Source organism: Pseudomonas sp. Y39-6 (assembly GCF_023651955.1).
Lineage (GTDB): Bacteria > Pseudomonadota > Gammaproteobacteria > Pseudomonadales > Pseudomonadaceae > Aquipseudomonas > Aquipseudomonas veronii.
In genome coordinates, this window is the sequence record NZ_CP069594.1 from 5,951,022 (window position 1) to 5,965,040 (window position 14,019).

14 protein-coding genes are annotated in these 14,019 nt (G+C 59.0%); 6 read left to right on the forward strand and 8 right to left on the reverse strand.

Annotated features, from left to right (window positions below; genetic code table 11):
* Nucleotides 1-65 precede the first annotated feature (65 nt).
* From antA to JN756_RS27160, 4 genes are all read left to right on the forward strand, one after another.
* A complete protein-coding gene (gene antA / locus JN756_RS27145) occupies nucleotides 66-1,457 on the forward strand; it encodes an anthranilate 1,2-dioxygenase large subunit (RefSeq protein WP_128192637.1) in 1,392 nt (463 codons plus the stop codon).
* Nucleotides 1,457-1,948, forward strand: coding sequence for an anthranilate 1,2-dioxygenase small subunit (gene antB / locus JN756_RS27150; RefSeq protein ID WP_017849473.1), 492 nt, complete (start codon nucleotides 1,457-1,459; stop codon nucleotides 1,946-1,948). The genes antA and antB overlap by 1 nt, the downstream gene beginning before the upstream one ends.
* A gap of 150 nt (nucleotides 1,949-2,098) precedes the next feature.
* Complete coding sequence (antC, locus tag JN756_RS27155; protein ID WP_201021538.1) at nucleotides 2,099-3,106, forward strand: anthranilate 1,2-dioxygenase electron transfer component AntC; 1,008 nt, start codon at nucleotides 2,099-2,101, stop codon at nucleotides 3,104-3,106.
* 73 nt (nucleotides 3,107-3,179) lie between these two features.
* Nucleotides 3,180-4,583 (forward strand): amino acid permease, encoded by a 1,404-nt coding sequence (locus JN756_RS27160; protein ID WP_201021539.1) that lies wholly within the window; start codon nucleotides 3,180-3,182, stop codon nucleotides 4,581-4,583.
* An 82-nt stretch (nucleotides 4,584-4,665) separates the two neighbouring features.
* Here the strand turns inward: JN756_RS27160 and kynA are convergent, their stop codons facing one another.
* On the reverse strand, nucleotides 4,666-5,523 hold the full coding sequence (gene kynA, locus JN756_RS27165; protein WP_046488227.1) for a tryptophan 2,3-dioxygenase: 858 nt from the start codon (nucleotides 5,521-5,523) through the stop codon (nucleotides 4,666-4,668).
* Complete coding sequence (kynB, locus tag JN756_RS27170; protein ID WP_201021540.1) at nucleotides 5,520-6,170, reverse strand: arylformamidase; 651 nt, start codon at nucleotides 6,168-6,170, stop codon at nucleotides 5,520-5,522. Before kynB ends, kynA begins: the two co-directional genes overlap by 4 nt.
* A 385-nt stretch (nucleotides 6,171-6,555) precedes the next feature.
* Between kynB and JN756_RS27175 the strand changes: the two genes are divergently transcribed.
* The gene (locus JN756_RS27175; RefSeq protein ID WP_010566207.1) at nucleotides 6,556-6,900 is read left to right on the forward strand and encodes a cupin domain-containing protein; all 345 of its coding nucleotides are present in this window, start codon (nucleotides 6,556-6,558) and stop codon (nucleotides 6,898-6,900) included.
* 54 nt (nucleotides 6,901-6,954) lie between these two features.
* Here JN756_RS27175 and mmsB read toward each other — a convergent pair whose 3' ends face one another.
* Nucleotides 6,955-7,842: a 3-hydroxyisobutyrate dehydrogenase gene (mmsB, locus tag JN756_RS27180; RefSeq protein ID WP_017849480.1), complete on the reverse strand. Its 888-nt coding sequence runs from the start codon at nucleotides 7,840-7,842 to the stop codon at nucleotides 6,955-6,957.
* A gap of 15 nt (nucleotides 7,843-7,857) precedes the next feature.
* Nucleotides 7,858-9,375 (reverse strand): CoA-acylating methylmalonate-semialdehyde dehydrogenase, encoded by a 1,518-nt coding sequence (locus JN756_RS27185; RefSeq protein ID WP_057005303.1) that lies wholly within the window; start codon nucleotides 9,373-9,375, stop codon nucleotides 7,858-7,860.
* A 131-nt stretch (nucleotides 9,376-9,506) separates the two neighbouring features.
* Between JN756_RS27185 and JN756_RS27190 the strand changes: the two genes are divergently transcribed.
* Entirely contained in the window at nucleotides 9,507-10,457 is a 951-nt protein-coding gene (locus JN756_RS27190; RefSeq protein WP_017849482.1) for a LysR family transcriptional regulator, read from the forward strand.
* Between the two features lie 204 nt (nucleotides 10,458-10,661).
* Here JN756_RS27190 and hxsC read toward each other — a convergent pair whose 3' ends face one another.
* From hxsC to hxsA2, 4 genes are read right to left on the reverse strand one after another with little or no spacing between them, the layout of a single operon-like run.
* A complete protein-coding gene (gene hxsC / locus JN756_RS27195; RefSeq protein ID WP_201021541.1) occupies nucleotides 10,662-11,825 on the reverse strand; it encodes a His-Xaa-Ser system radical SAM maturase HxsC in 1,164 nt (387 codons plus the stop codon).
* Nucleotides 11,819-13,276, reverse strand: coding sequence for a His-Xaa-Ser system radical SAM maturase HxsB (hxsB, locus tag JN756_RS27200; RefSeq protein WP_201021542.1), 1,458 nt, complete (start codon nucleotides 13,274-13,276; stop codon nucleotides 11,819-11,821). Before hxsB ends, hxsC begins: the two co-directional genes overlap by 7 nt.
* The gene (gene hxsD, locus JN756_RS27205) at nucleotides 13,269-13,571 is read right to left on the reverse strand and encodes a His-Xaa-Ser system protein HxsD (RefSeq protein ID WP_026140347.1); all 303 of its coding nucleotides are present in this window, start codon (nucleotides 13,569-13,571) and stop codon (nucleotides 13,269-13,271) included. Before hxsD ends, hxsB begins: the two co-directional genes overlap by 8 nt.
* The gene (gene hxsA2 / locus JN756_RS32265; protein ID WP_350339034.1) at nucleotides 13,571-13,855 is read right to left on the reverse strand and encodes a His-Xaa-Ser repeat protein HxsA2; all 285 of its coding nucleotides are present in this window, start codon (nucleotides 13,853-13,855) and stop codon (nucleotides 13,571-13,573) included. Before hxsA2 ends, hxsD begins: the two co-directional genes overlap by 1 nt.
* Between the last annotated feature and the right edge of the window lie 164 nt (nucleotides 13,856-14,019).

Below are 14,019 nucleotides of genomic sequence, written 5' to 3' on the forward strand. Positions count from 1 at the left end.
GCCCGCCGCCTCGGCGCAGTCGCTTAATGGCTGACCCGTTCAGCCATTATCAAAAGGTGCGTCCCATGAGTGGTGCAAGAAGCGTCGAGCAATGGAAAAGCTTCATCGACAGCTGCCTGGATTTCCGCCCCGCCGATGAAGTGTTCCGCATCGCCCGCGACATGTTCACCGAGCCGCAACTGTTCGACCTGGAGATGGAACTGATCTTCGAGAAGAACTGGATCTACGCCTGCCACGAAAGCGAACTGGCGAATAACCACGATTTCGTGACGATGCGCGCCGGGCGCCAGCCGATGATCATCACCCGCGACGGCGACGGCCAGCTCAACGCGCTGGTCAACGCCTGCCAGCATCGCGGCACCACCCTCACCCGCGTCGGCAAGGGCAACCAGTCGACCTTCACCTGCCCGTTCCACGCCTGGTGCTACAAGAGCGACGGCCGGCTGGTGAAGGTCAAGGCGCCGGGGGAATACCCGGAAGGTTTCGACAAGGCCACGCGCGGCCTGAAAAAGGCGCGCATCGACAGCTACAAAGGCTTTGTGTTCATCAGCCTGGACGTGAACGGCACCGACAGCCTGGAAGACTTCCTCGGCGACGCCAAAGTGTTTTTCGACATGATGGTCGCCCAGTCCGCCACCGGTGAGCTGGAGGTGCTGCCGGGCAAGTCCGCCTACACCTACGACGGCAACTGGAAGCTGCAGAACGAAAACGGCCTGGACGGTTATCACGTCAGCACCGTCCACTACAACTATGTGGCCACGGTGCAGCACCGCCAGCAGGTCAATACCGCGAACGGCACCGCGGCCGGCACGACGCTGGACTACAGCAAACTCGGCGCCGGCGACGCGAATACCGACGACGGCTGGTTCGCCTTCAACAATGGCCACAGCCTGTTGTTCAGCGACATGCCCAACCCCACGGTACGCTCCGGCTACGCCACCATCATGCCGCGCCTGGTGGCAGAACACGGCCAGCCAAAAGCCGAGTGGATGATGCATCGCCTGCGCAACCTGAACATCTATCCGAGCCTGTTCTTCCTCGACCAGATCAGCTCGCAGTTGCGCATCATCCGCCCGTTGGCGTGGAACAAGACCGAGATCATCAGCCAGTGCCTGGGGGTGAAGCACGAGTCCGACGCCGACCGGGAAAACCGCATCCGTCAGTTCGAGGACTTCTTCAACGTCTCGGGCATGGGCACGCCGGACGATCTGGTGGAGTTTCGCGAGGCCCAGCGCGGTTTCCAGGGCCGCCTGGAGCGCTGGAGCGATATCTCACGCGGCAGCCACTGCTGGGCCACCGGGCCAACGCCGAACAGCGAAGCCCTCGGCATCCAGCCCGCCATGACCGGCACCGAATTCACCCACGAAGGCTTGTACGTCAACCAGCACCGCAACTGGCAGCAGTTCCTGCTCAACGGCCTCGACCAACGCGCGCTGAAGCTGCGGGAGGTGGAATGATGAATGCGCCATTGCAGTACCGGATCGAGCAATTTTTCTATCGCAAATCCGAGCTGTGCGACGCCCAGGACTGGGACGCCTACGTGCAGCTGTTCGACCCGCAGAGCGAATTCCACCTGCCGCAATGGGACTCCGAACACGTCTACACCCGCGACCCCAAGCGCGAAATGTCGCTGATCTATTACGCCAACCGCTCGGGCCTGGAAGACCGCGTGTTCCGCCTGCGCACCGGCAAGGCGGCGTCGGCCACGCCCATGCCGCGCACCTTGCACCTGATCCACAACGTGCGTATCGCCGAGCAGGCGGACGGCACACTGGAGGTGCGCTTGAACTGGCACACGCTGTTCTATCGCCTGGCCACGTCGGAGCAGTTCTACGGCCACGCGACCTATCGCCTCAAGCCCCATGGCGACAGCTGGCTGATCACCCGCAAGCACGCGTTGTTGCTCAACGACACCATCAACTCGGTGCTGGATTTCTATCACCTGTAACGCTGGCTAACGCCCCTTGTAGGAGCGAGCTTGCTCGCGAAGGACGTCAACGATGACGCGGGCATCCTGAATGCACGCGGCGTCCTTGAGTTTTTCGCGAGCAAGCTCGCTCCTACAAGGGTTCACACATGAACCCACGGAGTACTGGGGATGAATCACAAAGTGGCCTTCAGTTTTGCCGACGGCAAGACGCTGTTTTTCCCGGTGGGCGCGCATGAAATCCTGCTGGATGCGGCCCTGCGCAATGGCATCAAGATTCCGCTGGATTGCCGCGAAGGCGTGTGCGGCACCTGCCAGGGCCGCTGCGAGAGCGGCGAATACAGCCAGGACTATGTGGACGAGGACGCCCTCTCCAGCCGCGACCTGCAACAGCGCAAGATGCTCAGTTGCCAGACCCGGGTGAAGTCGGATGCGACGTTCTACTTCGACTTCGATTCCAGCCTGTGCAACGCACCGGGGCCGGTGCAGGTGCGCGGCACGGTGAGCGAGGTGCGGCAGGTCTCGACCGGCACGGCGATCCTGCAAGTGCAGCTGGACCAGGCGCTGGACTTTCTGCCGGGCCAATACGCCCGCCTGGCGGTTCCGGGCACCGACAGCTGGCGCGCATATTCCTTCGCCAACCGGCCGGGCAATCAGCTGCGGTTTCTGATCCGCCTGCTGCCCGACGGGGTGATGAGCAACTACCTGCGCGAACGTTGCCAGGTCGGCGATCCGCTGCTGATGGAGGCGCCGCTGGGTGCGTTCTACCTGCGCCATGTCAGCCGACCGCTGGTGCTGGTCGCCGGCGGCACCGGGTTGTCGGCGTTGCTGGGCATGCTCGATGAACTGGCGGCCAACGCCTGCGAACGGCCGGTCCACCTGTACTACGGCGTGCGCGGCGCCGAGGACCTGTGCGAAGCGGCGCGCATCGAGGGTTACGCGTCCACGCTCGCGGATTTTCGCTACACCGAAGTACTGAGCGACCCGCCGCCCGCATGGTCCGGCAAGCGTGGCTACCTCACCGAGCATTTCGACCTGGCCGAATGGCGGGACAGTTCGGCCGATATCTACGTGTGCGGGCCCCCTCCGATGGTCGAATCCATCCAACAATGGCTGGCGGATCAGGCACTTGATGGCGTTCAGTTGTATTACGAAAAGTTCACGCAGAGTAATATCTGACCCCTCAGCACTTCTGAGGGGTTGGGCGCGGCGTGCAATCAACCCCGAGAAAAACAAGTAGAAGGGAATGTTAATGGCGGATGACATGATTAACCCGGTAGGCCTCAAGCGTGGCCTGAAGAACCGGCATATTCAGCTGATTGCCTTGGGCGGCGCGATCGGTACGGGGCTGTTCCTCGGCTCGGCCGGCGTGCTCAAGTCGGCGGGGCCGTCGATGATCCTCGGCTACGCGATTGCCGGTTTTATCGCGTTCCTGATCATGCGCCAGCTCGGCGAGATGATCGTCGAGGAGCCGGTGGCCGGTTCGTTCAGCCACTTTGCCCACAAATACTGGGGCGGTTACGCGGGCTTCCTGGCGGGCTGGAACTACTGGGTACTCTACGTGCTGGTGGGCATGGCCGAACTGACGGCCGTGGGCAAGTACATCCAGTTCTGGTGGCCGGAGATTCCGACCTGGGTCAGCGCGCTGGTGTTCTTTGTCGCGGTGAACCTGATCAACACCCTGAACGTGAAGTTCTTCGGTGAGACCGAGTTCTGGTTCGCGATCATCAAGGTGGTGGCGATTGTCGGCATGATCGTGCTCGGCTGCTACCTGTTGTTCAGCGGCACCGGCGGCCCGCAAGCGTCGATCAGCAACCTGTGGAGCCACGGCGGTTTCTTCCCCAATGGCGGCATGGGGTTGTTGATGTCCATGGCGTTCATCATGTTCTCGTTCGGTGGCCTGGAGCTGGTAGGCATCACCGCCGCCGAGGCCAACGAGCCGCGTAAAGTGATCCCGAAAGCGATCAACCAGGTGGTGTACCGCATCCTGATTTTCTACGTCGGCGCGCTGACCGTGCTGCTCTCGCTGTACCCGTGGGATCAACTGCTGCAGACCCTCGGCGCGTCGGGCGATGCCTACAGCGGCAGCCCGTTTGTGCAGATCTTCTCGCTGATCGGTAACGACACCGCCGCGCACATCCTCAACTTCGTGGTGCTGACCGCGGCGCTGTCGGTGTACAACAGCGGCGTGTACTGCAACAGCCGCATGCTGTTCGGCCTGGCCGAGCAAGGCGACGCGCCGAAAGCGCTGATGAAACTCAACAAACAAGGCGTGCCGCTGCGGGCCCTGGCGATTTCGGCGCTGGTGACGCTGCTGTGCGTGGTGGTCAACTACGTCGCGCCGCACAGCGCGCTGGAGTTGCTGTTCGCCCTGGTGGTCGCCTCGCTGATGATCAACTGGGCGCTGATCAGCCTGACCCACATCAAGTTCCGCAAGGCCATGGCCGAGCAAGGCGTTGTGCCGTCGTTCAAGACCTTCTGGTTCCCGTTCAGCAACTACCTGTGCCTGGCGTTCATGCTGATGATCATCAGCGTGATGCTGGCGATTCCGGGCGTTCGCGATTCGGTGTATGCGATGCCGGTTTGGGTGGGGGTGATCTACATTGCCTACCGCTTGCGCGTCAAAAACGCGAAAGCGGTAGCCGCCGCGCAGTAATACTCCTGTGGGAGGGAGCAAGCCCCCTCCCACATTTGATTGCATTCCAAATGAAAAGCCCCGGTAATCCGGGGCTTTTTGTTTAGAGCGTGGAACGTACTCGCCACAGCTCGGGGAACAGCACCGTGTCGAGCATCTTGCGCAGGTAACCCACGCCCTCGGTGCCGCCGGTGCCGGGCTGGAAGCCGATGATCCGTTCCACCGTGGTCACATGGCGAAAGCGCCATTGACGGAAGGAGTCTTCCAGGTCGATAAACTTTTCGGCCAACTGGTACAGGTCCCAATAACGGCTCGGGTCGCGGTAGACCTCGCGCCACGCCGCTTCCACGGAGGCATCGTGAACCGTCGCCGCCGTCGGGTCGCGTTCGGCGCGTTGCGGGTCGATCGTCAGGCCGGCCTTGACCATCAGGTTGATCGCCTCGTCGTACAGCGACGGCGTGGCGATCGCCACTTGCAGTTCTTGCAACAATTGCGGGCGATGGGCGTGGGGCCGCAACAGCGCCGGGCTTTTGTTGCCGAGGATGAATTCGATCTCACGGTACTGGAACGACTGGAACCCGGACGATTGGCCGAGGAACGGGCGAATCGCCTTGTACTCCGACGGGGTCATGGTCGCCAGCACCGCCCAGGCGTGTACCAGTTGATCGAAGATCCGCGAGACCCGCGCCAGCATCTTGAACGCCGGCGGCAACTCGCCCAGGCGCAGGTGTTCGCGGGCGGCCTTGAGCTCGTGGAGCATCAGTTTCATCCACAGCTCGGAGGTCTGGTGCTGGATGATAAAGAGCATCTCGTTGTGGTCCGGCGACAGCGGGTGCTGGGCGCTGAGGACTTTGCCCAGGTCCAGGTAGTCGCCGTAGCTCATGGACTCGGAAAAATTCAACTCGGCGTTATGCCATTCTTCCGGCGGCTGGTAATCCTCTGAGAAGGGACATTGGCTCATCGTGCGGGCTCCACAAGCGGGCGCAGGATTGCGCGGACAGGGCTGGCGTCGAGGTGGGCAAACCGCAGCGGCAGGGCGATCAGTTCATAGTCGCCCTCCGGTACGTCATCAAGCACGATGCCTTCGAGTATCGCCATGCCATGACGGGCCACGGCATTGTGAGAATCCATGGTCTTGGACTGTTGCGGGTCCAGGGACGGCGTGTCGATACCAATCAGGCGCACGCCCAGGCTGGCGAGCAGCTCGATGGTCTGCGGGGCGATGGCGGTGAAGTTCGCATCCCATTCGGTCAGCGGCGCCTGTGGATAAGTGCGCAGCAACACACGTTCCGGCAAGTTATCCACACGCCCTTGCAACTGCTGCGGCTGCACCAGCGCGCCGCTGTCCAGGCAATGCACCACGCGGCACGGGCCCATGTACACGTCCAGCGACACCTCGCCGATCGGCGCGCCGTCCGCGCTGTAATGCAGCGGCGCATCGACATGGGCGCCGGTGTGCGGCGACAAGGTAACGCGCCCGACATTCACCGGGCACTCCGGGCCGAACTGCCACACGCGCTCTTCCTGGAACGGCGTATCCCCCGGCCAGGTCGGGGTCGCCGTACTCAAGGGCGGGCTGATGTCCCACCACGTTTTTATTGGGTTCATATCAAGGCTCTCGGTCGTGACTGAAGTGAATGATACGAGGGCCAGCCGTGAATTTTCTTGCGAATTCCTGCGACAAGCGGGAAATCTTTCGCACTTAATGCGAGGAAACGGCTTATCTACGCTCAAAAGTGTCGCCTAGCCACAGTGACGCTGCCACCGAGGGTCAATGTGGGAGGGGGCTTGCCCCCGATAGCAGTGTGTCAGTTGACACATGTGCTAGCTGATCCGCAGCCATCGGGGGCAAGCCCCCTCCCACATTAACTGCACATGGCCTGAGCAGTGGTGCTCGCCTGCGCTTCTGGGCATCCCGATGTCGAGTTCAGACCATTGACCCTGCCTGCGACGCTATAGGGTTCGACTCTCGTTCACTTGCCTCGGAGTCATCATGTCCAAGCCCATCACCGTACTGCGCGACACCCACCCCTTGCCGGTCCTGGATGCCTGCAAATGGGAAAAGCTCGAAGGCGACCCGCACACCGTCAACCTCAACGCCTACACCAGCGAAGACGGCAGCAAGATCATGGGCACCTGGATCTGCACACCGGGCAAGTGGTACGTGGAATACGTGAAGTGGGAATACTGCCATTTCCAGGAAGGCTACTGCGTGATCACCCCAGAAGGCCTGGAGCCGATCCACTTGCGCGCGGGGGATATCTTTGTGGTGGAGCCGGGGATGAAGGGGACGTGGGAAGTGGTCGAGACGGTGCGTAAGTATTTTGTGTTTGCCTGAACCGCAATAAATAAATAGTGGCGAGGGAGCAAGCGCCCTCGCCACAGGCGGTATCTATTTGGGCTTGCGGTAGCTGTTGATGATCGCCGAGAAGTCCTTGCCCCCTTCCCCGCGCTGGCTCATCGATTGATACAACTGCTGGGCCACAGCGCCGAGGATCACCGGCTGGTGCGCCTGGCGCGCAGCTTCGGTGGCCAGCCCCAGGTCCTTGAGCATCAGGTCGGCACCGAAACCACCGGTATAACCCCGCGATGACGGCGCGGTTTCGATCACGCCCGGCCACGGGTTGTACGTGTCGGAACTCCAGCAGCGCCCGGTGGAACTGTTGATGATCCCAGCCAGCACCTGAGTGTCGATGCCCAGCGCATCGCCCAGGGCCATCGCTTCGCTGACGCCGACCATGCTGATGCCCAGGAGCAGGTTGTTGCAGATCTTGGCGATCTGGCCGGTGCCGACGTCGCCGCAACGCACAATGTTGCGGCCCATCTGCGCCAGCACCGGTTGCAGGGTGGCGAACAAGTCCGCGCTGGCGCCGACCATGAAAGTCAGCGTCCCGGCTTGCGCGCCGCCAGTGCCGCCGGAGACCGGCGCATCGGCGACGGCCACCCCTTGCTTGGCTGCCGCCGCCGCGACATCGCGGATGGTCTGCGGGTCGATGGTGCTGCAATCCACCGCCGGCACGCCTTGGCCGATGCCGGCCAAAACGCCGTCTTCACCCAGCCAGACACTGCGCACATGGGCAGCGGCCGGCAGCATGGTAATCACCAACTCGGCACCGGTGGCCGCATCGCGCGGTGAACCGCTGATGCTGCCGCCCAGTTCGGCCAGTTCCTTGAGTACCGCCTGGTTCAGGTCGAACAGGTTCAGCGCGTGGCCGGCCTTGATCAGGTTGCGGGCCATGGGCGCGCCCATGTTGCCCAAGCCGATAAATGCAATCTTCATGCTCGTCTCCCGGAATCAGCGCAGGTTGATGGTGGTGTTGACGCCATCGTTGACCGTGTCGTCATCGAACCAGCGGCTGGTGACGGTTTTGGTCTGAGTGTAGAACTGCACCACTTGCTTGCCATACGGGCCGAGGTCGCCGAGCTTGGAACCGCGCGAACCGGTGAAGCTGAAGAACGGCACCGGCACCGGGATCGGGATGTTGATGCCGACCTGGCCGACGTCGATTTCGCTCTGGAACTTACGCGCCGCCGCCCCGCTCTGGGTGAACAGGCCGGTGCCGTTGCCGAATGGGTTGGCGTTGACCAGCGCGATGGCTTCATCGAGGGTGTCGACTTCCAGCACCACCAGCACCGGGCCGAAAATTTCCTGGGTGTAGATCTGCATGTCGGTGGTCACGCCCGAGAACAGCGTTGGGCCGACGAAATTGCCTTGCTCGAAGCCCGGCACCTGGATGTCACGCCCGTCCAGCTCCAGCTTGGCGCCTTCTTTCACGCCGCTTTCGATCAGTTCCAGAATGCGCGCCTTGGCACGCTTGGAAATCACCGGGCCGACATCCGTGCCGGCTTCGCTGCCGGCATTGACCTTGAGCTTCTGCGCCAGCGCCTTCAGATCGGGCAGCCATTGCTTGGAAGCGCCCACCAGCACCACCACCGAAGTGGCCATGCAACGCTGGCCCGCCGCGCCGAAACCGGCACCGACCAAGGCGTTGAGGGTGTGTTCGCGGTTGGCATCCGGCAACACCACCGCATGGTTCTTGGCGCCCATCATCGATTGCACGCGCTTGCCGTGTTTGCCGGCCAGGTCGTACACATGGGTGCCCACGGCGGTCGAACCGACGAACGACACTGCCTTGATGTCTTTATGCGTGCAGAGCGCATCCACCACGTCCTTGCCGCCGTGTACCACGTTGAGCACGCCGGCCGGCACACCGGCTTCCAGCGCCAGCTCCACCAGCAGCATCGTGGACAGCGGGTCTTGCTCGGAAGGCTTGAGGACGAAGGTGTTACCGCAGGCAATCGCCATCGGGAACATCCACAGCGGAATCATCGCCGGGAAGTTGAACGGAGTAATCCCGGCGCACACGCCGATGGGTTGGCGCAGGGTGTAGGTATCGACACCACCGGCGACGTTTTCAGCAAACTCGCCCATTTGCAGGGTGCCGATGGAGCAGGCGTGCTCCACCACTTCCAGGCCACGGAAAATATCGCCCTCGGCATCGGCAATGGTCTTGCCCTGCTCGGCGCTGAGGACCACGGCGATGCGCTTGGAGTGCTCGCGGATCAAGGCTTGCAGCTTGAGCATGATACGCATGCGTGCGCCGATCGGAGTCAGCTTCCAGGTCTGGAAGGCACGATGGGCGGCGTCGATGGCAGCGTTGACTTCTTCAGCGGTGGCAAACGGGACTTTGGCCAGCACTTGCTGGGTCGCCGGGTTGACGATGTCTTGCCAGTGGGTGGTCTTGGACTCGACCCATTCACCGTTGATCAACAACTTGACCTGTTGCACGGAAATATCGGCAGATGCGTTCATGTGGTCTCCAATTTGTATTTATAGGCAGAGAACCAAGGCGTTGAATCGCCTTGAGGATGAGGCGTTCGGACTGTTTTTGGAGTATAGATGTGCAAACTTCTAATAAGAACGCACATAAAAGCCGGTCCAATATGCAAAAAAACATCACATCACTGGGTTCCCTGAACTGGGACGACCTGAAGTTTTTCCTCGAAGTGGCCCGCACCCGCAAGGCCAGCGTCGCCGCCAAGCGGCTGGCGGTGGACTACACCACCGTGTCGCGGCGCATCAGTTCACTGGAAGTATCACTCGGCACCCTGCTGTTCGAAAAATCCCGGACCAGCGGTTTCGTCCTCACCAACGAAGGCCAGCGCTTGCTCGGCTACGCCGAATCCATCGAAAGCACCTTGCACATGGCCTGCGAACAAGTCTCCGGCTCCGGCGTGGCGCTGTCCGGGCATGTCCGCATGGGCTGCACCGAAGGCTTCGGCAGCTTCTTCGTCACCCCGCAGTTGAGCCACTTCGTCGACACCTACCCGGCGATCTCGGTCGACATCCTGCCCCTGCCCCACTTCATCAGCCTGTCCAAGCGCGAAGCCGACATCGTCATCGCCCTGGAACGCCCGGAACACGGGCCGTATGTGTGCTGCAAACTGTGCGACTACAAGTTGCAGTTGTACGCGACCCAGGACTACCTCGACCAACACCCACCCATCCACCGCCCGACGGATCTGGCCGAGCATCCGTTCATCAGCTACGTCGACGACCTGGCCTTCAGCTCGGAGCTGTTGTACCTGGCCAACGTAGTCCCCGGCGCCAGCGCCAGCCTGCGCAGCACCAGCGTGATCGCGCAGTACGTGGCAGCGCAGCAAGGACGGTCGATGGCGATTCTGCCGTGCTTTTTGGCAGCGCAGGATCCACGGCTATTGCCGGTGCTCGGGGAGCAGATTGCGGTTACGCGGCAGTTTTGGATGTATTGCCGGGAGGACTTGAGGAAGTTGAAACGGATTACGTTGTTGTGGGACTACATACGCGAGGTGACGGAGCAGAATCGGGGGTTGTTGATGGGGGAGACGCGGGAGATGCGGTTTGCCAGTCAGTAAGTCTGCGAGGACTCAGGCGGGCAAATCCTGACGAGGTCTGAGGGGGGCTGCCAGGTTTTGTAACTTGAGTTGGTCCTTGAGCCCTGAGTATTTCTGAGGACCACTCCGCAGAACTTACTGCCCGAAAACGCCTGCGCGAACGAAGCGAGTAAACCCGCTGCTTACATAGAGGACGCTGTGCGGCTTAGCCATCTGAGGCCAAAATCAAAATGGGGTTAGGTGCTTGCTGTAGCCGAATTTAACACCTGATGCGAAAAAGCCCCCGCACTCTCGTTGTTTTGCGCAGTTCTGGCACTCAGGCGCGTACTCATTCTTCCAGTCGCTGATTGACTTGCGGTAGTAGGGCTGAATGTCTGAATTCACCAAGCACAGCTGATGGTTATAGACCGAGATATTCATACCGTACTTGGCCAAAATGCCAACCGATCTGCTGAGAGTGTCTTTGTACTCGACCGGGTCGATCCACAGCTCATCAAGATTGGCCCTGGTGAAGCCCATCATCTCAAGGCCCATCAGCGCCACATGGTCAACAAACAGCAGATTGCGTGCGATGAACTCACACAGTTCAGGCAGGCGCTGCACCGATAGCTTGTGAATAACAACTCGGATCTCAACCTTTTGGCCCAAGCGCTTCAGATTGAGAATGCCCTGAATGGTTTCATCGAATGCGCCTTGGGCCTGGACGATGTAGTCATGCAGCATCGGATCGTCTGAATAGACAGGGATTCCGATCATCGCGTCGGGCAATTCAATCTGCGCATACCTTTCAGCGAATGCTGGGTCTTTGAAGCTGCGCCCATTCGAAAGAATATGGATTGCGGTCCTTGGCAGATAACTTTTGGTCAAGCTGATGATCTTCAGGAAGCGCTCCCGATTGGTCGTCGGCTCGCCCCCAGTAAACCCCAGCTCGCGGGTATCTTTTGGAATAAGCGGAATTAGACTCTCGATTTCGTCAAGTATCCACGAGTCATCAGCGGCCTTAGGTGGTTGTGAACACATAAGACAGTAATGATTGCATTGCTCAGTGACCAGAATGCTGTTGTGAGGCGACGATGCTCGAAACAGTACGCTAATGCTCTGACGATCTGCTGAAAGCCGGATGATGTCACCATCACCGATGTAGCTGTAGTCATTCGGTAAGATTGAGTAATCAGAGTCGGAAGGCAGCACCTCAACAAACTGCCGATGTTTCTCAAGCAAGAGGTAGTGCGCAAATCCTAGGGGGATCTGTTGATCGGAAACCAAGTAGGCCATTTCCCATCGCAAGACTTCGGGCAGATTTCGGCTGGTCGACACCTTGAGCAGAGTGAGGTCCCTATGAACATCAACCGCGTGGATACGGATAATCTTTCCGCCGAGTTTCAGCATCGGTTGGCCCAACCCATAAAAATCCGCTTTGTTTGCTCATCACGCCCCATCAGCTCAATAAGATGCTTGAAAATCCCCATGTTTCTCTTGCAGAAAGAAGACTCAGGTTTTCTTGCTACTACGTCCTTATGAATGGCGTGATGGTAGACGGGCTCAGCCCCACAGTAAGGTTCAAATGCACAGTCAGAGCACATTGGAGCACTTAAGGTGAAAGAGTTTTCCAGTGCATCCAGAAGCTGATCAGAGAGAATGATTTCTTCATATGAGTGCTCAAGAATGTTACCCAGACGGAACGTATGATCCCCCATTTCAGCAAGCATACGGCTTTCATCTGAGGCGTAGACCGATCCGTCGTAGTTGAACACGATGGCTGCGATACCAGCACCCGCAGGGTTCATCAAATCAACGAACCCTGGGTCCCCTGATGTCAGCATTTTTGTCAGCACGAGTGAAGAATATTGCTCTACAAATCGTATGCCTACCTTGTTTAGCTCAATGATGTACTCAAGGCCCTCCTTGTAGAATTCCAGCCAGCGCTCCGTATCATACGACATGAATTTTTTGGTCTTGATCGCAAAGCCGTAAGGGGAAAGGGAGCGAAGGAATATCCCATCAAAGCCCAGGCGCAAGTATTCATCAATAATATCGCGTGCTCGTGGCAGGCTCTTATCTGTAGTTGTCATCAGTGCGGAAACTTGGTCATAGCCGAGGGCTACACGGGCTTTCTTCAAGCCTTCCTCAAAACGCTGATGGCTATCTCGGCCTGGTCGTGGGCGATTTGCATTATGCAGCTCCATTGGCCCGTCGAGCGAAGATGAAAGCACGATGTTGTGCTGTTTACAGAAGTCGAGCACGTCATCGGTCAGTAGCGAAAGCGTGGTCGCAATGACAAACTGAAGGTCACGGCGTTCCTTGATGTTACGTTTTTTGGCCTCAAGAACAACGTACCTCACCATCTCGAAGTTCAGCAGCGGCTCGCCACCCTGAAATTCAATTTTGATGGCTGGATTGGGAGACCTAAAGACGAAGTCCAGTGACTTGTCTGCCATCTCTGTGGTCATATCGAATTCGCCTTTGCTCTCCGTCTGCCTTGAAACCTGACAGTATGGACAGCTATGGTCGCAGCGAAGAGTCACTACAAAGATATGCAGATTGGTGAACTCGGCCAGCCTGGACAATCGCGTGCGAATCTTTAGTGCCAGGAGCTGAAGTGGTGCTTGCTCATTGGGGAAGCGAATGAACTGCTTGGACCGAAGCGAAGGGATCAACTCTGACGAGAGCGGAAGTGTCTTGCGAATGATCGGCTCCAACATCGGCACCGGTATGACATGAAATTCGCCTGCCATGTTGGTAATGACGTACTCGTGGTCATTCAGGCGATCGAACTTAAAGGGCAGCAACTCATAAGAACGTTGCTGCGCGTAGAATTCCAGCTTTTGGAATTTACTCACTAATAAGCCCGGTTTTTGAAAAGGCCAGTCCGAGGATCAGGTTCTTGATCGGCTGCGTCTCAACTGCCAATCGGTGGCGTAACTGATAGTCGAGCACATCCTTCTTGAACTCTTGGATGGCAGACAGAAAGGACGGCTCGTCCATGCCGATATTCGATGACAACACACAGATAAACTGTCCCTCATCGGATGTGATATCAACCGTGAAAGCATTGATCGACCGATAAGCAGCTTTCTGCAAAACCTGTGCATCATAAAGCCGCTCATCAAAGACGATCATCTGAGAGAAAGCCATTATCGACCCGAATAGTGGGAGCTGTGGGAGCTGTGGGAAGAGTGGGAGCTATGGGAACTGTGGTAAGCCATCAGTTGTCCCTGATCCCCGCGCTTGAGGACGAACGAGAACAGATCATTGCCTCCGCGAACAGTAAGGTTCTCGCTTTGAGCTTCAGCTTGAAATGTGTTCTTGGCTTCCGAGCTGGGCTCGACAATGTCATGCGAAGTTAGGGCGGAAGCCTGTTCTGTAGCTACGGCTGCGGCCAGAGTGGCCAGAGGAACCAAGAAGGAACGCTTTCTCATCACGGTATATCCTTATAGATTTGATGGTTATTTGTTGAGTGTCGGTGACGTGCATTCATGATGTCAATGTGGAATCGACTGATGGCCTTTTACTCATCTCAATCCGACAGACGGCCCCCTCCTCAGCTTGGACTTATTCAATGGAGTTCAAGGCGCCCGCTAAA

Excerpts from the sequence above, each read along its gene's own strand:
- hxsC (WP_201021541.1), bottom strand. The coding sequence starts at position 11,825 with ATGCTGAAACTCGGCGGAAAGATTATCCGTATCCACGCGGTTGATGTT.
- antA (WP_128192637.1), top strand. The coding sequence starts at position 66 with ATGAGTGGTGCAAGAAGCGTCGAGCAATGGAAAAGCTTCATCGACAGC.
- antC (WP_201021538.1), top strand. The coding sequence starts at position 2,099 with ATGAATCACAAAGTGGCCTTCAGTTTTGCCGACGGCAAGACGCTGTTT.
- JN756_RS27185 (WP_057005303.1), bottom strand. The coding sequence starts at position 9,375 with ATGAACGCATCTGCCGATATTTCCGTGCAACAGGTCAAGTTGTTGATC.
- hxsA2 (WP_350339034.1), bottom strand. The coding sequence starts at position 13,855 with ATGAGAAAGCGTTCCTTCTTGGTTCCTCTGGCCACTCTGGCCGCAGCC.
- JN756_RS27175 (WP_010566207.1), top strand. The coding sequence starts at position 6,556 with ATGTCCAAGCCCATCACCGTACTGCGCGACACCCACCCCTTGCCGGTC.
- kynA (WP_046488227.1), bottom strand. The coding sequence starts at position 5,523 with ATGAGCCAATGTCCCTTCTCAGAGGATTACCAGCCGCCGGAAGAATGG.
- kynB (WP_201021540.1), bottom strand. The coding sequence starts at position 6,170 with ATGAACCCAATAAAAACGTGGTGGGACATCAGCCCGCCCTTGAGTACG.
- JN756_RS27160 (WP_201021539.1), top strand. The coding sequence starts at position 3,180 with ATGGCGGATGACATGATTAACCCGGTAGGCCTCAAGCGTGGCCTGAAG.
- hxsD (WP_026140347.1), bottom strand. The coding sequence starts at position 13,571 with ATGGCTTTCTCTCAGATGATCGTCTTTGATGAGCGGCTTTATGATGCA.
- mmsB (WP_017849480.1), bottom strand. The coding sequence starts at position 7,842 with ATGAAGATTGCATTTATCGGCTTGGGCAACATGGGCGCGCCCATGGCC.
- JN756_RS27190 (WP_017849482.1), top strand. The coding sequence starts at position 9,507 with ATGCAAAAAAACATCACATCACTGGGTTCCCTGAACTGGGACGACCTG.
- antB (WP_017849473.1), top strand. The coding sequence starts at position 1,457 with ATGAATGCGCCATTGCAGTACCGGATCGAGCAATTTTTCTATCGCAAA.